This is a genomic window from Paraburkholderia azotifigens, assembly GCF_007995085.1.
Classification (GTDB): domain Bacteria; phylum Pseudomonadota; class Gammaproteobacteria; order Burkholderiales; family Burkholderiaceae; genus Paraburkholderia; species Paraburkholderia azotifigens.
In genome coordinates this window covers 1,727,702-1,751,635 of record NZ_VOQS01000005.1, presented here as the reverse complement: position 1 = coordinate 1,751,635, position 23,934 = coordinate 1,727,702, and the positions used below count along the sequence as shown (strand labels likewise).

Here is a 23,934-nt window from a genome sequence, read left to right as displayed (position 1 = left end):
CCCGCCACCGCCATTTCCGCCGCCGCCGTTTCCGCCGCCGCCGTTTCCGCCGCCGCCGTTTCCGCCCCCTCCGTTCCCGCCACCGCCGTTTCCGCCGCCGCCGTTTCCGCCACCGCCGTTTCCGCCACCGCCGTTCCCGCCCCTCCGTTCCCGCCACCGCCGTTGCCGCCGCCGCCGTTTCCGCCCCCTCCGTTCCCGCCGCCGCCGTTTCCACCGCCGCCGTTGCCGCCGCCGCCGTTTCCACCGCCGCCGTTTCCACCGCCGCCGTTTCCGCCGCCGCCGTGACCGCCTGCGCCGTGGCCACCTGCACCCGAACCACCTGCACCCGAACCACCCGCACCCGAACCACCTGCACCGCCAGCACCTAAACCGCCAGCACCTAAACCCCCAGCACCTAAACCCCCAGCACCTAAACCCCCAGCACCTAAACCCCCAGCACCCGAACCCCCAGCACCCGAACCCCTCCCGCCGTAACTGCCTGCATGCTGTCCTTCAGCCAGCTGCACTGAAGGAAAATTTGGAGACGGTGCGGCACGGCGATCCAACAGGGCGGGATCCGATGGCGGGGGAAGCTCGGCCGTGCCAATCGCGATTCCACGGCCCGGAGTCGACGATGATCTCGCGACATGACGGGACGAAGACGCTTGCTGTGTTGGCGAGGTGGGTCGGGGGATCTCGCGCGCATGTCGCGCGAATGGTCTGACGTGTGATGCCGGATGCCGGCGATCCTGCGTGGCGGCATAGTTTGCCTGACCGGGCGCGCGCGTAGCCGACTGCGCGGGCGCGCGCGTAGCCGACTGCGGTGCAGCAAAATTCGACGTTGGTCCAGCGCGTTGATCGGACGGAGCGGAAAGCACAGGCGATGCAAGCTCAGGATTAGCAGCAGCGGCCGTTCCGCGTGCGGGAGCCGACGTTGGTGGCGCGACATCGCCGGACCATGACGTGTGCCGCTCTGTGGACCCGGATCCGGTGATCCCGAGTGCCTGATCATGGTTGAGCCAATCGCCAAGCACGACGATACCCATGACGCCGGCAGCCAATGATGCACTTGCCCACGCAGCCCAAAGGACAAAATGTCTGCTCCGCACAGGCCGTGCGGCCTCGATGTCGGCGTCCTGATTACCTGCACCCGGTTGCGCAGGCCTGGCCTGACTCGACGCTACAAAACGCTTCGTACCGTTTCGTCTGATCCTTTCATCCACCACGTTCATGTGCCGTCCCCTTGCGGAGTGCTCATCGAAATGCGCCGCGGGACCGTTCTGCGTGTTCGCCCCTGCCTTTGCCTCGGCAACGGGAGCGGTCAACCTGGTTTCTTATCGTAAGTCTGGGAGCCATGAAAGCGCTCGCCATATTGATGGCCGATCTGGACGGGTGGCCCGGGTCGTCGTCCTATGGGATATCCGCGATCACCCCGATGTAGCCGCAGCATTCGCCGTGCCTCCTGGGATGAACTGCTCAGGCGCGCTGCGCGGTCACCAAACGCGCACAGCACGGCACAAGGCAGAGCAGGACGGCCAATAGCCAGAACGCGCCTGGCAGGCCGATGCCCTTGGCGACGAAGCCCACGCCCGCCGGGCCGACGAGATTACCCGCGTAACCCGTCGTCGTGATCGCCACGACGGCGAGCGCCGACGGCATCGCGCGTTGCGAGCCCGCCTGGCGAAACAGCACAGGAACGACATTCGACGCGCCCAGCCCGATCAGCAGAAAGCCGGCCATCGCAATGGCCGCGACCGGCGCGGTCAGCAGGACGGCGAAGCCCGCCGTCGCGACCACACCGCCCCAGAACACCATAGCGCGATCGCCGACGCGCGCCGTCACCGCGTCGCCGCCCAGGCGGCCTGCCGTCATCGCGATCGAGAACAGCATGTAGCCCAATCCGCCCTGAGCGGCCGCGACGAGTCCCGCGCCCGTGATGAGCAGCGCGCTCCAGTCGAGCAGCGCGCCTTCGACGAGAAACGTGATCGCCGTGAGCGCGGCCAGCAGGAGCACAATGCCGCGCGGCGCGACGAACAGCGGGCCATCGTTGGCTTCGGCTGTTTCGATCAGGCGTGAGCGCGCGATCACGATTGCGCCGAGCATGAGCGCGGCGCATAGCAAGGTGCTTTCGAATGTGCCGATGTGCATCGACAGCAGAAAGGTCACCAGCGTGGAGCCGGCAAATCCGCCGACGCTGAACAGCGCATGAAAGCCCGACATCAGCGGCTTGCCCGCCGCGCGTTCGACCTCGACCGCGTGAATGTTCATCGCGACATCGAGCGAACCGAGCGCTGCGCCGAACGCGAGCAACGCGACGCCGAGCGTGAAGGGCGTGCTGACCACCGACAGCATCGGCAGGATAACGGCGAGCCCGCAGCCTCCTGCAACGATGATCGGCTTACTGCCGTATCGTGCGCTGAGCGCGCCCGTGACGACCATCGCGACGACCGACCCGAGGCCAATGCAAAGCAGGAGCATCCCGAGCACGCCGTCGTCGACGCCGAGCCGCTGCTTGGCGAACGGCACGAGCGGCGCCCAGCACGCAACGCCGAAGCCGGCCACGAGGAAGGCAAGGCGGGTGGCAAGGCGGGCGGCCGGCTGATCGGGCGTCATTGCTGCAAGGCTCCAGGGAATCGTGTTTTTAGAGGCTGGCGGGCGGTTCGGCTTTAAGAACCGACGTACCCGCTTTGGAGAGGGCTGCAAATTCCGCGCGCGGCAGATCGTGTTCGACGATCGCGCAATCGATCGATTTAATCGTTGCGACGCGATGCGGCGCGCGGGCGTCGAATTTATCGGTAAGCGCGAGCACGACGCTGTGCGCGCTCGACGCGAGGACGGCGCGCTTGAACGTCGCGTCGGCGAGGCCGAATGCGCTGATGCCTCCCTTCGGCGATATCGCGCACGAACCCAGAAAACAACGGTCGATATTCAGTTGCTCGACGCTCTGCACGGCAGTCGCATCGACGCTTCCGCCGACGGCGTGATCGACACTGCCGCCCATCATGATGAGTTGCAGGTCGGGTCTGCGAAGCACGGCGGCGGCGATGTCGATGGAGTTGGTGGCGACCGTGAGTTCAAAGTCATCCGGCAACACATCGACGAGCGCGAGGTTGCTGCTGCCGCTGTCGAGGAACAGGAGCTCGCCTTGCCGGACCAGCGATACGGCCGCGCGAGCCAATGCCGACTTGCGTTCGCGTGCGACATCGATGCGGCTCGCCATTGGCGCGGACGCGGGCGTGATGGGCAGCGCGCCGCCGTAGACCCTGCGGCAACGGCCTTCGGCAGCCAGCGCGCGGAGGTCGCGACGGATCGCGTCTTCGGAGACATTGAATTCGACAGCGAGCGTCGCCGCCACGACGGGCCGTCCGTCCGCGAGACGCCGGGCGATTTCGTCGCGTCGGGCGAGGGGAATATCGTCGTTCATGTTCGACAGCATAACGTGCATGAACGAGAATGTAAACGTGCATAAACGTGCACGGCACATAGCTTGTCGAATGACGGGATCGAACGCGCAAGGCCAGTCTGGCGGGTAAATTGAACGCTTGCCTGCCCGCAACAGACCGCTCATCATTCGATACTTCGCGCATGGGGCCTCGCCCTGTATCTGGAGCGCGCTGCGCGCATGCAGGTGCGGGCGCGCGCGTTCGGCCCGGTCACGCCCGTCGCGGACGACCTTGCCGCCGAGGCGCATGACTATCTGTTGAAGACATCAATCGTGAAGGGCACGTTCGACTACTGGTGTCGTCAGGCCGATCGTCTCTGAGCGAGTACCGGATGGACCAGACGGAACTGACGGCACGATGCCGGTTTAGATGGAACGTGCGTGAATCCTGAAGCGGCTCAGCGCGATGCGATATGAAACCAGGGCCTGGCCACGCTGGAGATCCGAAGCGGATCGCGGCATGGGTCAGATCCTGGCCTGGTTCACGCGCTTCATCAGTTCCTCGGCGCTTTCCTTTCGTTCGCTGTAACGGTCCACCAGATACGGACCGATATCGCGGGTCAGCAACGTGAACTTCACCAGCTCTTCCATCACGTCCACGACGCGATCGAAGTAAGCGGAAGGTTTCATACGGCCGGCTTCATCGAACTCCATGAACGCCTTGGCCACCGACGACTGGTTCGGGATGGTCAGCATGCGCATCCAGCGTCCGAGCACGCGCATCTGGTTCACCGCGTTGAACGACTGCGAGCCGCCGCTCACCTGCATCACGGCAAGTGTCTTGCCCTGTGTCGGCCGGACCGCGCCGACCGATAACGGAATCCAGTCGATCTGCGATTTCATGATGCCCGTCATTGCGCCGTGGCGTTCGGGCGAGCACCAGACCATGCCTTCCGACCACAGCACCAGATCCCGCAGTTCGGCTACCTTGGGATGCGTGTCCGGGGCATCGTCGGGTAGCGGCAGGCCGCTTGGATTAAACGTCCGCACTTCGGCGCCCATTGCCGTGAGGAGACGCGCGGCTTCTTCGCTCAGCAGTCGGCTGAAGGAGCGTTCACGCAGCGAGCCATAGAGCAGCAGGATGCGCGGCGGATGCGGCGAGACTTTCGCGGGCTGAAGGCGCTCGATGTCGGGAACGCGGAACAGTGCGGGGTCAACCTGCGGCAGTTCTGTCTTGAGATCAGACACGTTTGCCCTCCGCATCGATGGTCACTTCCTTGATGTCATTCATCCGATCGGTTCCGTAACCTTCAGGCGCACTCGTACCAGTTCTTCGAACGGTTCACGATGCGCACGACGAGCAGCATGACGGGAACCTCGATCAGCACGCCCACGACGGTTGCCAGTGCGGCGCCGGAGTTGAAACCGAACAGACCGATTGCCGTGGCGACCGCCAGCTCGAAGAAGTTTGACGCGCCGATCAACGCGGACGGGCAGGCAATGTTGTGCTTTTCCCCGACCGCGCGATTCAGCCAGTATGCCAGCGCCGAATTGAAGAACACCTGGATCAGGATCGGCACCGCGAGCAGCACGATAACGAGCGGCTGCTTGAGGATCGCTTCGCCCTGGAAGGCGAACAGCAGCACCAGCGTCGCGAGCAGCGCAGTGATCGACCAGGGACCGATCTTCTTCATTGCTGCCTCAAATGCCGCTTCGCCCCTGGCGAGCAACACCTTGCGCAGGATCTGCGCGAGGATCACCGGAATGACAATGTAGAGCACGACCGAGGTAAGCAGCGTCGCCCACGGGACCGTAATGGCCGAAATGCCGAGCAGCAGGCCAACGAGTGGCGCAAATGCGACCACCATGATGCTGTCGTTCAGCGCGACCTGCGAGAGCGTGAAGAGGGGATCGCCGCCCGTGAGACGGCTCCAGACAAACACCATCGCCGTGCAGGGCGCTGCGGCCAGCAGGATCAGGCCAGCCACGTAGCTGTCAAGCTGCGCCGCGGGCAGCAGCGTCGCGAACAGGTGCTTGATGAACAGCCAGGCGAGGAACGCCATCGTGAAAGGTTTGACCAGCCAGTTCACGACGAGCGTCACGCCGATACCCCGGATGTGCTGACGCACTTCATGCAGCGAACCAAAATCGACCTTGACCAGCATCGGGATGATCATCACCCAGATCAGCAGGCCGACGGGGAGATTGACCTGCGCGTACTCCATCCGGCCAATTGCCTGAAAGACGCCGGGCAGAACCTGGCCGAACAGGATGCCGACGGCAATGCACAACGCGACCCAGACGGTCAGGTATCGTTCGAAGAAGCTGATGGCCGGTTTCGAAGCCGTCGCCTGTTGAGCGACAACGTTGGGGGTGTTCATGGGACAACTCGATGGAAAAGGGTTCAGCTTTGCAGGATGTTGTCGAGCGCCTGCTGAAGCTCGGCATTGCTCAAACTGTCCATGGGAAGCTCGAGCAACTGCAGCATGCGATAGCCGATGGCCTGGCGAGTCAACTCGAATGCCTGACGCTTGCCTTCATCGCCGCCCGGCGCGTTCGACGGATCGGCATAGCCCCAGTGCACCTTGACGGGACTACCCGGCCAGAACGGGCATGTCTCGGCGGCTGCGCTGTCGCATACCGTGATGACGATGCGCATTTGCGGCGCATCGTCCTGCGTGAACTCGTCCCAGCTTTTGCTGCGATAGCCTGCCGTATCGATACCCGCATTCGCCAATGCTTCGAGTGCAAATGGATTGATGCGGCCACTCGGGGCGCTCCCTGCGCTGAACGCGCGCACATCCTTGCCGAGCTTCTGGGCCCAGTGATTCAACATGCCTTCGGAGAGCACGCTGCGCGCCGAGTTGTGCGTGCACAGGATCAATACGTTGGTCGTCATAGGTTTCTCATTGAATTGCACCCGGACTCAGCAGCACGGCGAAGACTTGACGGGAACACCGAGTGGTTTGCCAGACGATGGAGCGCAGCACGCCGCGACTTCGGAAGCAGGCGCGCTGTTCTGCGCCTTACGCGACTCGCCGAATACGGGAATGTCATTCAGCGTGTGGTACGACTCCCATGGGATGCCCTGCGGATCGACGGTCCAGTACTTGTTCGACTTCGCATAGCAGCAGGCGGTACCCATCTGGGCGTCGACCGGCAACGCCGCGTCCTCGAGTCGATCGCGCATCACGGCCAGTTCGGCTTCGCTATCGACCTGCACGCCCAGATGGTCCAGGCCCGGCGTGGCGCCGCGTTGCGAGATCGCGAAGTTGACGCGCGGGTCGTCGAGCATCCACTTTGCGTAATCGCTCTTGACGACGGTCGGTTCTGCCGCAAACAACGCCGAGTAGAAGCGGATGCTCGCTGTGAGATCCGTGACGGCGACGTGAATGTGAAAGCGCTTCATGACTGCTTCCTCCGTGAGGGTGAGCACGCTGATACCGGCGAACAGGGGTTGCCGCCACAGCAGTTCTCGGTGAGATATGCCAGCAGGCCATTCATCGTTTCGAAGTTTGCGCAGTAGAAGACGAACCGGCCTTCCTGCCGACTGGTGACGAGCTGCGCATGAGACAGTTCCTTCAGGTGGAAGGACAGGGATGACGGCGCGACATCCAGCAGCGTAGCGATCTGGCCTGCGGGCATGCCTTCTGGGCCTGCCTGCACCAGGGCACGAAAGACTGCGAGCCGGGACTCGTGCGCGAGCGCCGCCAGAGCGGCGATGGTCTGATTTGTTTCCATATTTCGATGATAGTCGAAATAACGAATGAATGACAGGAATTTCTTGCTTGCCCTTCGTGTTCCGGGAAGGTGAATGCTGCCGTCGATGGCGAGGCTGGGCAGGAACTGTCGCACAACGCCAGACATTGATTCGCTATGAGGCGCTCATTACACGACGATGTGTTTGCCGCTTCCTCGCGTTGCCAACCGAACGAAAGGTCATTTCATCGCTGCTTTTCACGGCAGTGTCGCTATTGCGTACTTGCGGGAGGGGCCGTCCAGTATTGCTGTTGCCACATCATGTTGTTCATCATTTCCTGCTGCATGCGCAGATACTGGTCAGTCATGTACTGCCGCTTCCGGAGTTGTTCGGGCGTCAACTGCGAGTAATAGCCTCCCATATGCCCCCAGCCGCCCATCATGCCGGGGCCGCCCATCATGCCGGGGCCCATCCCGCCATATCCCATCATTCCAGGTCCCCACATGCGGTGCATGGTGTCCATCGCGCTGTGCATTGTCGCCCAGTGCTGTTGCAGGAGTTTCTGACGTTCCTGAGGGTCCTGGGTCTTGCGAATCTGGTCCATCTGCGCCTGCATCGTTTTCATCTGCTCCTGAAACTGAGCCAGGCTCTTATCGAATGTGGCCGTATCCGGGCTTGTAGCCTTGGAACTGCTTTGCGCGGCAGCCGTGTCTTTGGATGCTGCCTGAAGCAGCGGGGATGACAGTGCCAGGCTGATAGCCATGGCGAGCGTAAGTTTTTTCACGAGGCCTCCGGCGGACTGAAGCACACCCGGCTTTGGTGTGTCATACAACTAGCCTACGCGGGAGGTCCCGTTCGCCTTTGATTTGAATCAACGGCTTGTGGAAACTGGATGCTTCGTGCTCAATGGTCCGCCTGGAGAGAGCGGCGACCTTCTTTGGAGTAGCTCGTCCGCCGCCAGATTTCGAGTGCTTCCTTCGCCACGTAGGTTGCGATACCGACTCCGGCCAACAGGTCTGCATATCGCCAACCTGTCGCAAGCACCACGAGGCCGGAAGCCAACACTCCGAAGTTGGCAATGACGTCGGCTCGTGTGCAGATCCAGCTCGCGCGCAGATGCACTTCGCCTTCACGGTATTTCGAGAGCATCCGCAACACGGTCACATTCACCGCGAGCGAGAGCAACGAGAAAGTAATCATGGCACCGCCAAGCGGCTCGCTGCCGAACATAAACCGTCGAACAACATCGACAAATATGCCGACGCTGAGAAAGACCAGCGTTGCGCTCGTCCACCTGGCCGAGTACCTCTTGAACCGGGCACCACGCGTAACGGCCATGAGGCTTAGTGCGTATGCGGCTGCATCAGTGAGCATGTCCAGGGCATCGGCCATCAGACCGGTCGACTGTGCCCACAGACCTGCTGCCATCCCTACGACGAACATCGTCGCATTGAGGATGAGCGCGATTCGCAGAGTTCTGCGTTCGGTCTCTGTGTCCGCGTTCTGCTGATGGCAATCGCAAGTCATCGGTCGGCGTCCTATCGTCAGTCAAATTTTACGCCTCCTGCCGATAGGCCGCCTCATACCCTTCCCGCGAGCGACAGTACGGAATGACGTTCGTGCATGTGCCGCTACAAGCTCGACGCCTCAGGGGATGCAGTATTCAACACAGCCCGCCCGGCAGTACTGCGAATCAACGCGTTCGCCGGTGCGTGAATGCGGCCGCATGCGTGGAATCAGGCGAACCTGTCGCACGACACGTCCGAAGAACGGCGTCGGCGCGGGACAGCGTGTGTACCAGAGACGGCTCATCGATGGAAATAGTCAGGCATGCGGAAACCGTCGTAGAAGCGGTTGCCGAGAATCGCGTTGCGGAACTCATCCGACTGATAGGCCGCGACGATGTCGGCCGTTGCACGCGCATTGCGGTTCGCCGCTTTCACCACCACCTGATTCACATAGGGCGAGGTCATCTGTTCGAGCGCGAGCGCATCGGCGAGACGATGGCCGCTCGCGATCGCGAAGTTGCCCTGGATCGCCGCATAGTCGACATCTTCGAGCGCACGCGGCGCCTGTGCGGATTCGAGCGGAACGATGCGGATGCCTGCGGGATTCGCGATCACGTCGCGCTCGGTCACATCGACAGGGTTGGGATTCGGCTTGATGCGTATCCAGCCGATGGTCTGCAGGATCTTCAGCGCGCGTTCCAGGTTGACGGGATCGTTCGGCACGGCAACGGTGGCGCCGCGCTTGACCTCCGCGAGCGAGCGGTGCTTCGTCGAAAACAGTCCCATCGGCGGAGTCGGCACCTGCACGACAGGCACGAGATCGGTGCCGTTGCGATCGTTATACGACTTCAGATAGACGCTGTGCTGCATGACATCGGCGAGGATTTCGCCGCTATGTACGGCCTGATTCGCTTCGAGCCCGGTGCTGAACTCGACGTATCGCACGGTGTAGCCCTTGCGGACGAGTTGCGGCTCGACGCCCTGGCGGAATTCATCGGCATACGGACCCGGCACGAAGCCGATGCGCAGCGTCGGCTGCGTTTTCGCTGCTGGATTGTCGGCGGCGTGCGCGGCGCTCGCGGATAACGCGAGCGCCGAACAAGCGGCAACCATGGCAAGGCGCGCCAACAAGGCGATGCTGCGCATGAACGCGCTCCTGTTCGTGAAGATGGGATGCCGATTATCGTGAAGCGCGAATGCGGCGGTCAAAGAACGAATCGATCGATCGTTAAGCATCGCGACGTGATTTGCTTCGCTGCACGTCGTACGAAAGTGCATATACGTATGCCATTGCACGCACGCGAATAACGTAAGCGCAAATCGGTTGTTATCCGCTCGAGGACGCGTCCCTATACTGGCTCGCTTGTCGGTCGACCACTCGCGTGCGAGAAACGAGGAAACGAAGAATGTCTGCTCTGGCTCCAACGGATCACGCCGCGCATCAGCGGCTTCAGACGGCGCTCGCCGGGTTGCCCGCGCTCGCGAAAGCAATCGGCGAGGGCGCGGCGTCGCGCGAGGCGAGGCGCGAATTGCCGTTCGACGGCTTCGCGCTGTTTCGCGAATCGCGTCTTGGCCGCTTGCGCTTGCCCGTCGAATGGGGCGGCCTCGGCGGCTCGCTCGAAGACGTATTCGATGTGATCGCGACGCTCGGCGCGGCAGAAAGCAACATCGCGCACGCGTTGCGCATTCATTTCGACCAGACGGAAGCGCTGCTGCTCGCGCCACGCACGCCGTTCAACGATCTGCAAATCCAGCGTGTCGCAGACGGCGCGATTTTCGGCGGCGCGTCGACGGAACTGGGCACGTCGCGCCCCGGCGAGATCACGACGCAACTGCGGCGCGACGGCGAGCACTACCGCTTGAGCGGCCGCAAATACTACGCGACGGGAACCGCATTTTCCGACTTCGCGCGCCTGAATCTGCAGGATGAAAACGGCGAGCCCGTCGTCGCGATCGTGCCCGTCAAGCGCGAGGGCTTTCATGTACTCGACGACTGGGACGGCATGGGGCAGCGAATGACGGCGAGCGGCAGTCTGGAGTTCGACAACCTGCTGGTGCGTGCGGACGAAGTGACGAAACGCATCCAGACGACCCTCGTCGGCCGTCACGGCGGCGCGCTGCGTCAGTTGCATCTCGTCGCGGTGGGCGCGGGCATCGTGCGTAACGTCGTCGCCGACGCGAAGCACTATGTACTGCATCACGGCCGTCCCGCATTGCACAGCCCCGCGCCGTCGGCGCGCGAAGATGCGTTCATCCAGCAGGTCGTCGGCGATCTGACGGCGCACAGCCATACGATCGACGCGCTCGTGCGCGACAACGCGCGTGTGCTGGAGCGCTCGTCGCAGGCGATCCGCAACGGCGCGCCCGATGCGCAAGCGCTCGTGCTGGAAGGCGCGCTCGCGACGGCGCGCACGCAGCTCGTCGTGAGCAAGCTGGCGCTGTACGCGGCCGAGCGCATGTTCGAAGCGGGCGGCGCATCGGCCACTTCGCGCGCGCACAATTTTGACCGCCACTGGCGCAACCTGCGTACGATCTTCAGCCACAACCCGCTGCTGCACAAGGCGCGTGTGATCGGCGATTACGAGCTGAACGGCGTGACCACGCATCTGACGGAAGGGCGCGTTTTCTAGCATTGCGCATAGCGTGCAGCGGCATATCGATACGCCGATTTCTTCGTGGCGGCGCGTCAACCCGCATTCGACAATAACCGCGTTATCGTTTCAATGAGGTCGCTCGCGATGAGTCGTGATCTTCTGCTGTTGCTCGAACCTGGTTTTGCGGACCCGACGTATCCGGGCGAGCGTTTCATCTGTCCGGACGGCGCGCCTATCGAAGGCTTGCTGGCGAGCGACCCGGCGCGGGTGGCGCGGCTCGACGTGCGGCACGTTCCGTTCGGGCGTCCGCGCAAGGCCGTTGTCGAAGCGCTCGACGAAGCGCATCAAGGACTGCCCGTGCTGGTCTTTGGCGACGATCAACCTGCACCCGCCGATGCGCAGACGCTCGGCGAGCGCCGCTTCGTCACCGACACGCGCCGCATTCTCGATCTGCTGGCCGAGCGGCACGGCTTCCCGAAAGTGCATTGAGGTGCGACTGAAAACATCGTGCGCATGCACAGGCGCGCGACATCACGGAGAAACACAATGAGCCGTATCACGGCGCCTGCGGTTGAGCGCCGCCTGCATCTGAACGTCAACATCCTGCATTCCGGCTTCGTGCCTTCCGCGTGGCGGCTGGCCGACGCGGACCCGCGCGCATTCGTCGACGTGCAGCACTATGTGCGCGTCGCGCAGATCGCGGAGGCGGCAAAGCTGGATGCCGTATTTCTCGCGGATAACGCGGCCATCGTCGACCAGATCGATTTCCGCCCGATCACTGCGCTCGAGCCGACGGTGCTGCTCGCGAGTATTGCGGCGGCGACGTCGCACATCGGTGTGATCGGCACGGCATCGACGAGCTATAACGAGCCGTACAACATCGCACGTCGTTTCTCGACGCTCGATCACGTCAGCAACGGGCGTGCGGGATGGAACGTCGTCACGACAGCGGATCTGCCTTCGGCGCGTAACTTCGGCCGCGACGCAGTCCCGGATCATGCGCAGCGCTACGAACGCGCCGCCGAATTCACCGAACTCGTGAAGGCGCTGTGGGATAGCTGGGAAGACGACGCATTCGTCGGCGACAAGGCGGGCGGCCGTTTTGTCGATGTATCGAAAGTGCATCCCGTCGCGCATCGCGGCCAGTACTTCGACGTGCAAGGTCCGCTGAATTTGCCGCGCTCGCCGCAAGGCCATCCCGTCGTGGTGCAGGCGGGCGGCTCGCCCGATGGCCGCGATCTGGCCGCGCGTCATGCAGAGGCGGTGTTCTCTGCGTCGCAGTCGTTTGAAGAGTCCGCGGCTTACCGGCGCGATCTCAACACGCGGGCGGCTGCATATGGACGCGCTGGTGTGAAGGTGCTCGCGGGTCTCACCACCATCATCGGCGCGACGGAGGCGCAAGCGTTGCGCCGCCGCGACGAACTGGTCGACCAGATTCCGTGGCGCTACAGCCTCCATCGACTGGCAGGCACGCTCGGAATCGACGTGGAGCGCCTGAAACTCGATCGGCCCTTGCCCGACGATATCGCTCTGCCTGGCGGCGGCAACGGCAACCATACGTTCTTTCACGCGACCATCGCGCAAGGCCGCAGTCACGGCTATACGGTGCGCGAGCTGATCCGCTCGCTGGCGGGCGGGACGGGGCATCGCGTGATCGTCGGCACGCCGGAGCAGGTCGCCGACGATATCGAGCACTGGTTCAACGGCGGTGCCGCCGACGGCTTCAATCTGATGCCCGATGCGTTGCCGGGCGGACTAAGCGACTTCGTGGACGGCGTCGTGCCAATTTTGCAAAAGCGCGGCATTTTCCGCACTGAATACGAAGGCACGACGCTGCGCGAGCACCTCGGGCTGGCGTGCCCCGACAACGCAGAGCTATGGCGCAAGAGCGCGTAGGTCCACACACATCATGACTTCACGCAAAGGTCATCTGCGCCTCGGCGCGTTTCTGTATCCGACGGGACATCACATTGCCGCATGGCGGCATCCCGATTCGACGGCCGACGCCGGGCGCGACTTCCGCCACTACGTGCGGCTCGCGCAGGCGGCGGAAGCGGCGAAGTTCGATCTGATCTTTCTCGCGGACGGCGCAGGTACACGCGGCGACAACGTCGACTTTCTGAGCCGCACCGCGCACAGCTATGTTGCGCAGTTCGAGCCGCTCACGTTGCTGTCGGCGCTCGCGGCCGTGACGGAACGTATCGGTCTGGTCGGCACGGCATCGACGACTTTCAACGAGCCGTATCACATCGCGCGCAAATTCGCGTCGCTCGATCACATCAGCGGCGGGCGAGCAGGCTGGAATCTGGTCACATCGTCGAGCGCGCACGAGGCGAAGAACTTCAACTTCGACGAGCATCTCGCGCATGCGACGCGGTACGAGCGCGCGGTCGAGTTCGCGGAAGTCGTCGAAGGTCTGTGGGACAGCTGGGACGAAGACGCTTTCGTGCGCGACAAGGCGTCGGGCGTGTACTTCGATCCGTCGAAGCGGCACTCGCTCGATCATCGCGGCCAGTTCTTCAACGTACGCGGGCCGTTGAACGTCGAACGCACGCCGCAGGGCAGGCCCGTCGTCGTGCAGGCGGGCTCGTCGGAAGCAGGTAAGGCGCTCGCGGCGCGCACGGCCGAAGTGATCTTCACCGCGCAACAGACGCTCGACGATGCCGTAGCGTTCCATGCGGACGTCAAAGGCCGGATGGCGGCTTATGGACGCGAGCCGGACGACCTCAAGATCATGCCCGGCGTGATGCCCATCGTCGGCGCGACCGAGAGCGAGGCGCGCGAGAAGTTCGAAGCGCTGCAAGAACTCATCGATCCCGCCGTCGGGCTCGCGCTCGTCTCGACGGTGACGGGCGGCTTCGATCTGTCCGGCTATCCGCTCGACGGTCCGATTCCGGAACTGCCGGAAACCAACGCAAGCAAGAGCCGGCAGTCGCTGACGCTCGAACTCGCGCGGCGCGAGAATCTCACGATACGCGAGCTGTACCTGCGTATTGCGGGCGCGCGCGGCCACTGGCAACTGGTCGGCACGGCGGAGCAGATCGTCGATGCACTCGAAGAACGCTTCGTCAACTATGGCGCCGACGGCTACAACGTGATGCCGGCGCTGCTGCCCAACAGCCTTGATGATTTCATTCGCCTCGTGCTGCCCGAACTGCGGCGGCGCGGCCTGTTCCGCAGCGAATACGAAGGGCGCACGCTGCGCGAGAACCTCGGTCTGAGTCAGCCTGTGTCGCGTTATCTGCGCGAGACGGCGACCCAGTGAGATCGACCCGGTGAAGTCGACTCGTTGAGGTCTTGAACGCGGATAAGCTGGCCCGTCACGAGCGCAGGCCGGCTTCGCGGAGCAAGGGCAACACCCGCTCGCCGAAGAAGTCGAGATCGGGCTTGAAGTCGTAGAAGCTCAACTGCACGCCGTCGATGCCCGCCTTGTGCAAACGCACGATGTAGTCTGCCACTTCCTCCGGCGAGCCGACGATCGACACATTGCCCCCCACCGCGCGCGCCGCTGCCTGCGAGCGCTGTTCGTTGCCGCCGCGCCACGCATGTGCATCGCTGTCGAAACGATGGAAGCTGCCTTCGTCGGCATGCGCGACGATCGCGTCGCGATATGCGCGCGCTTCGGCAGATGTGTCGCGGCAGACCACGAGGGGATTGAGCAGCGTGCGGATCCGGCGTCCGCGAGCGGCGGCTGCGGCTTTGACGCGTGCGGCATGAACGGGCAGTGCATCAAGCGCGCTGTCGATATCGGTGCCCGCCGGGCTTGTGATGAAAACCACGTCCGAATAGCGTGATGCGAAATCGATGCCGGCATCCGAGCCTGTCGCGTTGATCAGCAACGGCCGCCCATACTTCGGTTTCGGTGTGACGAATGCGCCGTTCAATCGCCAGCTGGACAGCTCCGGCTCGAACGTGAAGTTGTCGGTTTGCGCCCAGAGTTGCTGGACGGCATCGAGAAACTCGGCTGCCATCTCGTAGCGCCGGTCATGCTCGATACGATGCCAGCCGAACATCTCGTGCTCGACGGCGCGATGCCCCGTCACCACGTTGATGCCCCAGCGGCCGCGCGAGATGTGATCGAGCGTCGCGGTGAATTTCGCGAAGTGCAGCGGATGCCACGGGCCGTATAGCACGTGGCTCGTGGCGACGAGAATGATGCGCTGGGTGCGCGCCGTCAACGCGGCGAGCGTCATGAACGAATCGAGCGCCTGGCCGTTGAACACGCCGCCATAACCGCCTTTCGGCAGCCATTGCGACAACGCGAACACAAGATCAAAGCCAAGCGCCTCCGCCTTGAGCACAAGGTCGGCGTTGTAGTCGAACGACCAGTCGGTGGTGCGCGGAAGCGTCGATGCGCTCCATCCACCCGCCTGGATGGGCAGGAACAGGCCGAGCATCAATGGTTGCGCAAGCACGCGCGATGCGGGGCTGTCGGGGAAGCCGGCGGGCGATGGCACGTCTACGAAGGCGCTTGCGCCCGCGCGCGTACCGCGTTGCCCAACGTACGATATGTCGCTCACGATGATGTCTCCAGCAAAGCGCGCGGCGCAGGAGACGCGCGGCGCGTGTGATTGCAGTGACGCGAGCCGGTCGGGATGAATGTCCGAACGACATCGCGCGCTCCAGCGAAAAAGTTAAGCATGCGCAGCCGGACATCGCCAACCAGGCATTTCTGCTTTCCTATTGCCCGTTACGCACGCAGCCATACGTCGGCGAGCGTGCCGTTGAGTCCCGAGGCCGTCGTCGTGTGATCCTGCACGCGGCTGTTCGCGATCGTCACCTGCTTCAAGGAAACGAGGTTGATGTCGGGCAGTTCGTCTTCGACGATTTGCTGAAAGCGCGCGAACAGTTCGCGGCGCTTCGCCGTGTCGGATTCGACAGCCGCCGCTTCGAGCAGGCGGTCGACATCGGCGTTCGTGTAGTGCGAACCATTGGAAAACGGCACACCGCGCTTGAAGTTCTGCGACCAGTAGAGCCGTTGAACGCCCGCCGTCGGATCGAAGAAATTGCCCATCGAATTGTTAGTGAACTCGAAATCGCGCTCCGTATAGACGCGCCGGATATAGGTCGGAAAATCCTGCGCGCGGATCGTCACGTCGATGCCGACGCGCGCGAGCGCGGTTTTCAGATAATCGGCCACCCGTTTGAAGCCGTCGCCGTACGGCAGGAAGTCATGCACGAGCGCAAAGCGCTTGCCGTCCGCGCGGCGCGGATAACCGGCGGCGTCGAGCAGCGCTTCCGCTTTCTTCGGATCGTACGGATACGGCGTCGGACGCGGATCGTGAAACGGCGACCCCGGCGCGATCGGCGTCGGCGAGTCGTTTGCATAGCCGTACCAGATCGTATTGCGGATGACCTTGCGATCGAGCGCATGGGCGATCGCCTGGCGCACGGGCAGTTTGCCAAGAATCGGGTGGTCGAGATTGAATTCGATGCGCGTCTGCGTGATCGAATACTCGTAGCCGCGTGTATCGAATGTCAGCGTCGGGTTGTCGCGCAGACGCGCCAGGTCGGAAAGCGGCACGGGGCTTTCGCCGCCCAGATCGACGGTGCCCGATTCGAACGCCGCCGCGCGCGCCGCAGGGTCGGGAATGAACTTGACGATGAGCCGGTCGATGTACGGCTTGCCTGCATCCCAGTAGTCCGGATTGCGCTCGTAGATCACATGCGAGCCGCGCACCCATTCCTTGAAACGGAACGGCCCCGTACCGATGGGCGCATTGTTGTTCGGATGTGCGGCGATCTTTTGCAGCTCCGTATCACGATACAGGTGCTTCGGCACGATGGGCGACTCCGCAGAATCGAATGCGCGCAGCAGATACGGCGACGGTTTCGACAATATGACGATCGCTGTCGCGTCGTCGGGCGTGCGCACTTCCGTTACGTTCGCGAACGTGCCGCGTCCGCGCGGATGCACTTCCTTCAGCAATCCGATCGAAAACGCCACGTCCGCCGAGGTGAACGGCTGCCCGTCATGCCATTTGACGCCGCGCCGCAGTGTGAAGCGATATTGCAGACCGTCGCTGCTGACCTGCCATGCCGTCGCGAGTTGCGGCTGCGGTTGCAGATCGAAGCCGTACTTCAGCAGGCCTTCGTTGGTCTTCGCGCTGGTCTTGACCGTTGAGCCTGCCGTGTTCGCGATGGAGAGCAAGGTCGGCGGCTCGGGATCGACGAGCAGTGTCAGCACGCCGCCACGTCGCGGGGCGGGCGGGGTCGCACCGAACGCATACGGCACGCCATACGGTAACGGTGCTGCAGCGGCCAGCGTACCCGCGAGCGCGAGAAATTGACGGCGATCGATTCGTGGCATGAACGGAATCCTGTCGGGGACATGAGACGGGACATGGTGATTCGTCTCTCGCGTTCGCAAAACGAATCAATTTTTCTATCGATAGCACGGCGCGTCTTGCGCGTCATATCGATAGCACCAACGCTTCGTTCGCTGCTGCAAAGTGCATTGCTAGCATGCTGAGTCTGGCCATCGCGCAACGCCAGGCACATCAACGACATCATCCACACCCGAAGGAAAGCATTCGAATGGCACGTCTTACGCGACGCGAGTTTCTGATCGCATCCGGTTCCACCCTGGCGGGCGTCGGCCTGTCGTCCCTCGCGCTCGCGCAGACGAACGCGGGCGCGCCGCGTCGCGGCGGCACGCTCAACGTGCTGATCAATCCCGAGCCGCCCGTGCTGGTGTCGATCTTCCAGACGACGGGGCCCGCATTGGCCGCCAGTTCGAAAGTGCTGGAAGGGTTGCTTGCCTATGACTCCGATCTCAAGCCGAAGCCGCAACTGGCCACCGCGTGGTCGATCAGTCCCGATGGTCTGCGCTACACGTTCACGCTGCGCCAGAACGTCCGCTGGCACGACGGCAAGCCGTTCACCGCCGATGACGTCGCGTTTTCGGTCGAACTGCTGAAGTCCGTGCATCCGCGCGGGCGCAGCACGTTCGCAAACGTATCGAAAGTACTCGCGACGAACGCGAACACTGTGACGATCGAATTGACGAAGCCGGCGCCGTTTCTCATCAAGGCGCTGTCGGCGGGTGAGTCGCCGATCGTGCCGAAGCATCTGTATGCAAGCGGCGATCCGCTGACGAATCCGCACAACAACGCGCCTGTCGGAACAGGGCCGTTCCGCTTCAAGTCGTGGACGCGCGGCGCGAACATCGTCTATGAACGCAACCCGGATTACTGGGACGCGGGCAAGCCGTACATCGATTCGCTCGTCTACAAGGTGATTCCCGATCCGGCTGCGCGCTCCGCTGCGTTCGAAACAGGCGCGCTCGATCTCGGCGGCGAGAACCCGGTGCCGTTGACCGATTTGCCGCGGCTCACGCAACTGCCGCAGCTTGCCGTTGAAACGCGCGGCTATCGTTTTCTCGAACCATTGTCGGAGATCGACTTCAATCTCGATCATCCGATCCTGAAAGACGTGCGCGTGCGCCAGGCGATCGCGCATTCGATCAATGCACAAGTCGTGCAGAAAACCGTCGCCTACGGTTACGCCGACCTTTCTCCGACGCCGATCACGCCTGCGTCGCCGTATCACGACGCGCAGCTCGCGCCGTATGCGTTCGATCCCGCCGCCGCCGAAAAGCTGCTCGATGCCGCCGGGCATCCGCGCGGCGCGGGCGGCGTGCGTTTCAAGTTGACGCACGACTACCTGCCGTACGGCGACATGTATCGCCGCCAGGCCGACTATGTGAAGTCGGCGCTCGCGCGGGTCGGCATCGACGTGACCGTGCGCGCGCAGGATCTGCCTTCGTTCCTCAAGCGTGTCTATAGCGACCGGCAATTCGACTTCACGAGCATCGGCGTGAACACGCTGTTCGATCCGAGCGTCGGCGTGCAGCGCCTGTACTGGTCGAAGAACATCCGGCCGGGCGTGCCGTTTTCGAATGCGCCGCACTACAGCAACCCCGAAGTCGACCGGCTGCTGGAGACGGCTTCGACGGAACCCGACGAGAGCCGCCGCGTGTCGCTGTACCGGCAGTTCCAGCAGGCGGTCTATCGCGATCTGCCCATCCTGAACCTGGTCGCGCCGCGCATGATCACGCTCGCGAATCGCCGCGTGCACGACCATACGGTGACGGCACAAGGTCTCGAAGGCAATCTCGCCGATGTCTGGCTGAGCGCTTGAGCCGAAGGAGAGAGACGACATGACACGACGCGCGCGCTGGCACACCATCGCGAGTCGCACCGCCTGGCAGGCGTTGCCGACTGTGATCGGCATCGTCATTCTCAACTTCTTCCTGCTGAAGCTGATGCCCGGCGACGCCGCCGACGTGATCGCAGGCGAAGCCGGTTCCGCGACGGCCGAAACGATGGCGATGCTGCGCGCGAAGTTCGGTCTCGACCAGACCCTGCTACAGCAGTTGTGGAGTTATCTGTCGCATCTGGCGCACTTCAGCCTCGGCTATTCGCCGCGCTACGACATGCCCGTGATGCAGCTGATCCTGTCGCGTCTGCCGAACACGCTGCTGCTGATGGGCTCGGCGCTGTCGCTGGCGCTCGTCGTCGGCGTCGTGCTCGGCGCGGTGATGGCGCATTGGGCCGGGAAATGGCCCGACCGCGTGTTGTCCGTGCTCGCGCTGCTGTTCTATTCGACGCCCGGCTTCTGGATCGGGCTGCTCGCGATCGTGCTGTTCTCGGTGCGGCTCGGCTGGCTGCCGAGCGGCGGCAACGTGACGATCGGCGCGAACCTGCATGGCTTCGCATATCTCGCCGATCTGGCGAAGCACGTGCTGCTGCCCGCCGCGACGCTGTCGACGTTCTTCGTTGCGATCTATGCGCGTCTCACGCGCGCCGCGATGCTCGAAGTGCAGCGCCAGGATTTCGTACGGACCGCGCATGCGAAGGGACTGCATCCGTGGCGCGTCACCGTGCGTCATGTGCTGCGCAATGCATTGATGCCGCTGACGACGATCGTCGGCATGCATTTCGGCACGCTGCTCGGCGGCGCGGCTGTGACGGAGACGGTGTTCAGCTGGCCCGGCCTCGGCCGTCTCGCACTCGACGCCGTGCTGGCCCGCGATTTCAGCGTCTTGCTCGGCGTGCTGCTGCTGTCGTCGCTGCTCGTGATCGTGGCGAACGTGGTGGTCGATCTGTTGCAGGCGTGGCTCGATCCGCGCGTCGCGTGACGCTTTTCTGTGGAGGAACGCGCAATGAGTACCGATTCCCCGAAACTGCATTCGACGCCGGCCGATGCATCGTCGAGCGCCGCGCCATGGCGGCGTCAGCTTGGCGGCGCGCTGTTTGGCCGTCAGGCGGATGGCGAAGCCGCCAATCACAGCGCACGCGTACAGCCGGGCGCGTGGCGCGCGCTGCTGCGTAATCCGTCCGCGTGCGCCGGACTCGTGCTGCTGGCCGCATTCGTCGCGCTGGCGCTGCTCGCGCCGCGCCTCTTTCCCGGCGATCCGCTCGACATGGTCGGCGCGCCGTTCGAGTGGCCGGGCAGCGATCCGCAGTATTGGCTCGGCACGGACTCGCTGGGCCGCGACGTCGCGGCGGGCATCGCACATGGCACGCGCGTGTCGCTGCTGATCGGCGCGGCATCGGCGGCGTTGGGGCTCGTGATCGGCACGCTGGTCGGGGCGGTTGGCGGATACTTCGGCGGCTTGATCGACGACGTGCTGGTACGCATCACCGAGTTGTTCCAGACGGTGCCGTCGTTCCTGCTGGTCATCGTGATCGTCGCGATCGGCAGGCCGAACGTCACGGTGATCGCGCTCGCGATTGGCATCGCTTCGTGGCCGACTGTTGCGCGCATCGTGCGCGCCGAGTTTCGTACGCTGCGCCGCTCCGAGTTCGTGCTGGCCGCGCGCACGCAGGGCTTCAGCAACACGCGGATCATCTTCGGCGAAGTCTTGCCGAATGCGCTGCCGCCTGTGATCGTCACCGCGTCGGTGATGGTCGCGAGCGCGATCCTGATCGAATCGTCGCTGTCGTTTCTCGGCATGGGCGATCCGAATGTCGTCAGCTGGGGCGGCATGATCGGCTCCGGGCGCGATTCGTTGCGCACCGCGTGGTATCTGACCGCATTGCCGGGCGCGGCGATCGTGCTGGCGGTGCTGGCGCTGAACCTGCTGGGCGACGGCCTGAACGACGCGCTGAATCCGCGCCTGCGGCAACGAACCTGAGAGATACGACGTGAGCCATCTGCTTGAAGTGCGTGATCTGCGCGTCAGTTTCGGTGCGCATGAAGCCGTGCGCGGCATCGATTTCGACATCGCGCCGGGTGAGACGCTCGCGCTGGTCGGCGAGTCGGGCTGCGGCAAATCGGCGACGGCGCTGTCGCTGATGCGGCTCGTTCCCGAGCCGGGGCGCGTGAGTGGCGCGGTGCGCTTCGACGGACAGGATCTGCTCGCTTTGAACGCGCGGCAGATGCGCGACGTGCGCGGCGGCAGCATCGCGATGATCTTTCAGGAGCCGATGACGTCGCTGAATCCCGTGCTGTCGATTGGCGCGCAGATCGTCGAAACGCTTCAGCAGCACGAGCGGTTGTCGAAAGCGGCCGCACACAGGCGTGCCGTCGAATTGCTCGAACTCGTGCGCATTCCTGAACCGCAGCGCCGCGTGTCCGATTACCCGCACGAACTGTCGGGCGGACAGCGGCAGCGCGTGATGATCGCGATGGCGGTTGCGTGCCGGCCGCGTCTTCTGATTGCCGACGAGCCGACGACCGCGCTCGACGTCACGATCCAGGCGCACATACTCGATTTGCTCAATACGCTGCGCAAAGAGCTGTCGATGGCGTTGCTGCTCATCACGCACGATCTCGGCGTGGTGGCCGATCATGCGGATCGTGTGGCTGTCATGCTGGCGGGACGCAAGGTCGAGGAAGCGCGTGTCGAGGAGATTTTTTCGGACCCGAGGCACGCTTATACGCGCGGTCTGCTCGGCGCGTCGTTGAATCTCGCCGACGATCTGCACTATCGCGCATCGACGTTGCCCGAGATACGACACGCTGCGCCCGCCGATGGCGAGGCCGTGTTCACGGTGGTGCCGCGTAAGTTTCGCGCAGTGGACGAAGATGAAACCGCGTATCGCGCGCAACCGTTGCTCTCGGTGCGCGACCTGCACGTCGACTACGCGCAGCGCCACGAGAAAGCGCCGTTGCGCGCCGTGGACGGCGTGTCGTTCGATATCGGGCGAGGCGAGTCGGTCGGGCTGGTCGGCGAATCGGGCTGCGGAAAATCGACGCTGTCGCGCGCGATCATGCGGGTGGCGCACGTTGCGAGCGGGACCATTCTGCTCGACGGCGTCGATCTCGTCACGCTGAACGAGCGCGCGCTGAGGCCGCTGCGCCGCAAGGTGCAGATGGTGTTTCAGGACCCGTACGCGTCGTTGAATCCGCGTCGTACCGTCGGGCAGATTCTCGATACGGTGCTCGTCGCGAATGGCGTGAACGACGCACGTGTGCGGGCGGCGCGCGTTCGCGGCGTAATCGAACATGTGCGTCTGCCGTCGACGGCCCTCGATCGCTATCCTCACGAGTTTTCAGGCGGACAGCGGCAACGTGTCGGCATTGCGCGCGCACTCGTTCTCGAGCCGGATCTGCTGATCTGCGACGAACCCGTGTCGGCGCTCGACGTTTCCATTCAGGCGCAGATACTCAATCTGCTCGTCGATCTGAAGCAGGAACTCGGCGTGTCGATGCTGTTCATTTCGCACGATCTTTCCGTGGTTCGCTACATCGCGGATCGCGTTCATGTGATGCAGCGGGGGCGCATCGTCGAAAGCGGGGGCCATCGCGAGATCTGGCGGTATCCGCGGCATGCCTACACACGCACGCTGCTGAATGCCATTCCGGGAGGGGCGCGTGAGGCGATCGCGGCGTGACCGGCCAGGAATCCTTGCTCGTGCGCTGCATCTGGCAATGCGCGTCATAGGAAAACCCGGGAAGGCGAGTCTCAACCCATATGACGCGTCAGGCGATGGCGAAATGCGCAACTGTTCGTTCTGCAAATGCGTGAGAGAAGTTGGGCGAGTTCATTCATGGAACTGCCGAAACAATGAGGCATCATTGAGCAACACGGGCGTTGCCGCCGTCGAAAAGGTCTTGTCCCTGCTCGATTGCTTCCAGCCGGGCAAGGAATCGTTATCTCTTGCAGCGCTCGCCAAGACGACGGGCATACCCGTCACCACGGTCTATCGGCTAATGAATTCGCTCGAGCGCATGAGTTACGTCATCCGCTCAGATGAAGGTATCTATTCTCCTGGGCATCGACTGCACTATCTTGGCAAGCTCTACGAGCAGTCGTTCAGCCTGTCGGCCATGGTCGAACCGACTTTGCGCGATCTTGCGACGGCGACGGGCGCAAGCGCGTCCTACTCCGTCGTCGAGCGTGGCAGATGGCTCTGTCTGTTCAGGGTGGACCCGGTGGAGGGGCTGCGTATCACGCGAATCCCCGGCGATGTGCGAGATTTCGACAACACGCCCACCAGCGACGTACTCCGCTACTGGGGGCTCGAAGAGCCCGTCTTCGATTGCGCTCCGGCGCTTCCGATCTTCAAGTCCGGTGCGCGCAATGTGCATACGGCCGCATCCGCGCTGCCGGTCTTCGGCGCCGGCGACCAGTTCCTGGCCGCCTTGACGTTGTCAGGCGCGGCATCGAGTCTGGAAGCGGCCCGTACCGACGGTTCGTCCATTGCACGGCACGTCAGTGCCGCGATGGATCTGTCGCGCCGGCTCGGCGCCAGCGCGGCGTTGTGCGAGCGCGTCTACAGCCAGGCGACGAGCGGCTCGTCGACCTGACCATGCCTTTGC

General features: G+C 63.6%; 21 protein-coding genes and 1 pseudogene. 10 read left to right on the top strand and 12 right to left on the bottom strand.

The annotated features are described in order from the left end of the window. Nucleotides 1-1,455 precede the first annotated feature (1,455 nt). On the bottom strand, nucleotides 1,456-2,592 hold the full coding sequence (locus FRZ40_RS39860) for an MFS transporter (protein ID WP_147237954.1): 1,137 nt from the start codon (nucleotides 2,590-2,592) through the stop codon (nucleotides 1,456-1,458). Between the two features lie 28 nt (nucleotides 2,593-2,620). Then, on the bottom strand, nucleotides 2,621-3,403 hold the full coding sequence (locus tag FRZ40_RS39855; protein WP_147237953.1) for a DeoR/GlpR family DNA-binding transcription regulator: 783 nt from the start codon (nucleotides 3,401-3,403) through the stop codon (nucleotides 2,621-2,623). 168 nt (nucleotides 3,404-3,571) lie between these two features. Between FRZ40_RS39855 and FRZ40_RS39850 the strand changes: the two are divergent. Beyond that, nucleotides 3,572-3,742: pseudogene (locus tag FRZ40_RS39850) on the top strand (aldolase); the annotation flags it as partial. 144 nt (nucleotides 3,743-3,886) lie between these two features. Here FRZ40_RS39850 and arsH read toward each other — a convergent pair. The 8 genes from arsH to FRZ40_RS39810 form a co-directional block, all read right to left on the bottom strand. Further along, nucleotides 3,887-4,624 (bottom strand): arsenical resistance protein ArsH, encoded by a 738-nt coding sequence (arsH, locus tag FRZ40_RS39845; protein WP_147237952.1) that lies wholly within the window; start codon nucleotides 4,622-4,624, stop codon nucleotides 3,887-3,889. Nucleotides 4,625-4,671: 47 nt separating this feature from the next. Then, a complete protein-coding gene (arsB, locus tag FRZ40_RS39840) occupies nucleotides 4,672-5,742 on the bottom strand; it encodes an ACR3 family arsenite efflux transporter (protein ID WP_028365931.1) in 1,071 nt (356 codons plus the stop codon). 23 nt (nucleotides 5,743-5,765) lie between these two features. After that, nucleotides 5,766-6,260, bottom strand: coding sequence for an arsenate reductase ArsC (locus tag FRZ40_RS39835; RefSeq protein WP_147237951.1), 495 nt, complete (start codon nucleotides 6,258-6,260; stop codon nucleotides 5,766-5,768). 27 nt (nucleotides 6,261-6,287) lie between these two features. Further along, nucleotides 6,288-6,770, bottom strand: a complete 483-nt coding sequence (locus tag FRZ40_RS39830) for an ArsI/CadI family heavy metal resistance metalloenzyme (protein WP_147237950.1) — start codon at nucleotides 6,768-6,770, stop codon at nucleotides 6,288-6,290. Further along, complete coding sequence (locus FRZ40_RS39825) at nucleotides 6,767-7,102, bottom strand: ArsR/SmtB family transcription factor (RefSeq protein WP_028365928.1); 336 nt, start codon at nucleotides 7,100-7,102, stop codon at nucleotides 6,767-6,769. The genes FRZ40_RS39830 and FRZ40_RS39825 overlap by 4 nt, the downstream gene beginning before the upstream one ends. Before the next feature lie 230 nt (nucleotides 7,103-7,332). Continuing rightward, complete coding sequence (locus FRZ40_RS39820; protein ID WP_028365927.1) at nucleotides 7,333-7,845, bottom strand: hypothetical protein; 513 nt, start codon at nucleotides 7,843-7,845, stop codon at nucleotides 7,333-7,335. 119 nt (nucleotides 7,846-7,964) lie between these two features. Then, nucleotides 7,965-8,588, bottom strand: coding sequence for a cation diffusion facilitator family transporter (locus FRZ40_RS39815; RefSeq protein WP_147237949.1), 624 nt, complete (start codon nucleotides 8,586-8,588; stop codon nucleotides 7,965-7,967). 281 nt (nucleotides 8,589-8,869) lie between these two features. Further along, nucleotides 8,870-9,682: a MetQ/NlpA family ABC transporter substrate-binding protein gene (locus FRZ40_RS39810; RefSeq protein WP_231516057.1), complete on the bottom strand. Its 813-nt coding sequence runs from the start codon at nucleotides 9,680-9,682 to the stop codon at nucleotides 8,870-8,872. Between the two features lie 293 nt (nucleotides 9,683-9,975). On the opposite strand from FRZ40_RS39810, the gene FRZ40_RS39805 reads away from it, so the two are divergent. The 4 genes from FRZ40_RS39805 to FRZ40_RS39790 all read left to right on the top strand — a co-directional run bounded on the left by FRZ40_RS39805 (nucleotide 9,976) and on the right by FRZ40_RS39790 (nucleotide 14,428). Next, nucleotides 9,976-11,199: an acyl-CoA dehydrogenase family protein gene (locus FRZ40_RS39805; protein ID WP_147237948.1), complete on the top strand. Its 1,224-nt coding sequence runs from the start codon at nucleotides 9,976-9,978 to the stop codon at nucleotides 11,197-11,199. A 108-nt stretch (nucleotides 11,200-11,307) separates the two neighbouring features. Next, nucleotides 11,308-11,652: a DUF3088 domain-containing protein gene (locus FRZ40_RS39800; protein ID WP_028365924.1), complete on the top strand. Its 345-nt coding sequence runs from the start codon at nucleotides 11,308-11,310 to the stop codon at nucleotides 11,650-11,652. A 57-nt stretch (nucleotides 11,653-11,709) separates the two neighbouring features. Further along, a complete protein-coding gene (locus tag FRZ40_RS39795) occupies nucleotides 11,710-13,059 on the top strand; it encodes an LLM class flavin-dependent oxidoreductase (protein WP_147237947.1) in 1,350 nt (449 codons plus the stop codon). Between the two features lie 13 nt (nucleotides 13,060-13,072). Then, nucleotides 13,073-14,428: an LLM class flavin-dependent oxidoreductase gene (locus FRZ40_RS39790; protein WP_028365922.1), complete on the top strand. Its 1,356-nt coding sequence runs from the start codon at nucleotides 13,073-13,075 to the stop codon at nucleotides 14,426-14,428. A 55-nt stretch (nucleotides 14,429-14,483) separates the two neighbouring features. Here the strand turns inward: FRZ40_RS39790 and FRZ40_RS39785 are convergent, their stop codons facing one another. Next, nucleotides 14,484-15,683 (bottom strand): LLM class flavin-dependent oxidoreductase, encoded by a 1,200-nt coding sequence (locus FRZ40_RS39785; RefSeq protein ID WP_051446302.1) that lies wholly within the window; start codon nucleotides 15,681-15,683, stop codon nucleotides 14,484-14,486. A gap of 170 nt (nucleotides 15,684-15,853) precedes the next feature. After that, complete coding sequence (locus FRZ40_RS39780; protein ID WP_028365921.1) at nucleotides 15,854-17,473, bottom strand: ABC transporter substrate-binding protein; 1,620 nt, start codon at nucleotides 17,471-17,473, stop codon at nucleotides 15,854-15,856. Between the two features lie 227 nt (nucleotides 17,474-17,700). Between FRZ40_RS39780 and FRZ40_RS39775 the strand changes: the two genes are divergently transcribed. The 5 genes from FRZ40_RS39775 (at nucleotide 17,701) to FRZ40_RS39755 (ending at nucleotide 23,922) form a co-directional block, all read left to right on the top strand. Then, entirely contained in the window at nucleotides 17,701-19,305 is a 1,605-nt protein-coding gene (locus FRZ40_RS39775) for an ABC transporter substrate-binding protein (protein WP_147237946.1), read from the top strand. Nucleotides 19,306-19,324: 19 nt separating this feature from the next. After that, nucleotides 19,325-20,305 (top strand): ABC transporter permease, encoded by a 981-nt coding sequence (locus tag FRZ40_RS39770; RefSeq protein WP_147237945.1) that lies wholly within the window; start codon nucleotides 19,325-19,327, stop codon nucleotides 20,303-20,305. A 24-nt stretch (nucleotides 20,306-20,329) separates the two neighbouring features. After that, the gene (locus FRZ40_RS39765; RefSeq protein ID WP_028365918.1) at nucleotides 20,330-21,304 is read left to right on the top strand and encodes an ABC transporter permease; all 975 of its coding nucleotides are present in this window, start codon (nucleotides 20,330-20,332) and stop codon (nucleotides 21,302-21,304) included. A gap of 10 nt (nucleotides 21,305-21,314) precedes the next feature. Then, nucleotides 21,315-23,006, top strand: a complete 1,692-nt coding sequence (locus FRZ40_RS39760; protein WP_147237944.1) for an ABC transporter ATP-binding protein — start codon at nucleotides 21,315-21,317, stop codon at nucleotides 23,004-23,006. A 184-nt stretch (nucleotides 23,007-23,190) separates the two neighbouring features. Further along, nucleotides 23,191-23,922: an IclR family transcriptional regulator gene (locus FRZ40_RS39755; protein WP_147237943.1), complete on the top strand. Its 732-nt coding sequence runs from the start codon at nucleotides 23,191-23,193 to the stop codon at nucleotides 23,920-23,922. Nucleotides 23,923-23,934 lie beyond the last annotated feature (12 nt).

Coding starts and splice junctions, on each gene's coding strand:
- FRZ40_RS39775 (WP_147237946.1), top strand. CDS start 17,701: ATGGCACGTCTTACGCGACGCGAGTTTCTGATCGCATCCGGTTCCACC.
- FRZ40_RS39765 (WP_028365918.1), top strand. CDS start 20,330: ATGAGTACCGATTCCCCGAAACTGCATTCGACGCCGGCCGATGCATCG.
- FRZ40_RS39815 (WP_147237949.1), bottom strand. CDS start 8,588: ATGACTTGCGATTGCCATCAGCAGAACGCGGACACAGAGACCGAACGC.
- FRZ40_RS39805 (WP_147237948.1), top strand. CDS start 9,976: ATGTCTGCTCTGGCTCCAACGGATCACGCCGCGCATCAGCGGCTTCAG.
- arsH (WP_147237952.1), bottom strand. CDS start 4,624: ATGCGGAGGGCAAACGTGTCTGATCTCAAGACAGAACTGCCGCAGGTT.
- FRZ40_RS39830 (WP_147237950.1), bottom strand. CDS start 6,770: ATGAAGCGCTTTCACATTCACGTCGCCGTCACGGATCTCACAGCGAGC.
- FRZ40_RS39855 (WP_147237953.1), bottom strand. CDS start 3,403: ATGAACGACGATATTCCCCTCGCCCGACGCGACGAAATCGCCCGGCGT.
- FRZ40_RS39860 (WP_147237954.1), bottom strand. CDS start 2,592: ATGACGCCCGATCAGCCGGCCGCCCGCCTTGCCACCCGCCTTGCCTTC.
- FRZ40_RS39810 (WP_231516057.1), bottom strand. CDS start 9,682: ATGGTTGCCGCTTGTTCGGCGCTCGCGTTATCCGCGAGCGCCGCGCAC.
- FRZ40_RS39800 (WP_028365924.1), top strand. CDS start 11,308: ATGAGTCGTGATCTTCTGCTGTTGCTCGAACCTGGTTTTGCGGACCCG.
- FRZ40_RS39795 (WP_147237947.1), top strand. CDS start 11,710: ATGAGCCGTATCACGGCGCCTGCGGTTGAGCGCCGCCTGCATCTGAAC.
- FRZ40_RS39770 (WP_147237945.1), top strand. CDS start 19,325: ATGACACGACGCGCGCGCTGGCACACCATCGCGAGTCGCACCGCCTGG.
- FRZ40_RS39780 (WP_028365921.1), bottom strand. CDS start 17,473: ATGCCACGAATCGATCGCCGTCAATTTCTCGCGCTCGCGGGTACGCTG.
- FRZ40_RS39825 (WP_028365928.1), bottom strand. CDS start 7,102: ATGGAAACAAATCAGACCATCGCCGCTCTGGCGGCGCTCGCGCACGAG.
- FRZ40_RS39790 (WP_028365922.1), top strand. CDS start 13,073: ATGACTTCACGCAAAGGTCATCTGCGCCTCGGCGCGTTTCTGTATCCG.
- arsB (WP_028365931.1), bottom strand. CDS start 5,742: ATGAACACCCCCAACGTTGTCGCTCAACAGGCGACGGCTTCGAAACCG.
- FRZ40_RS39835 (WP_147237951.1), bottom strand. CDS start 6,260: ATGACGACCAACGTATTGATCCTGTGCACGCACAACTCGGCGCGCAGC.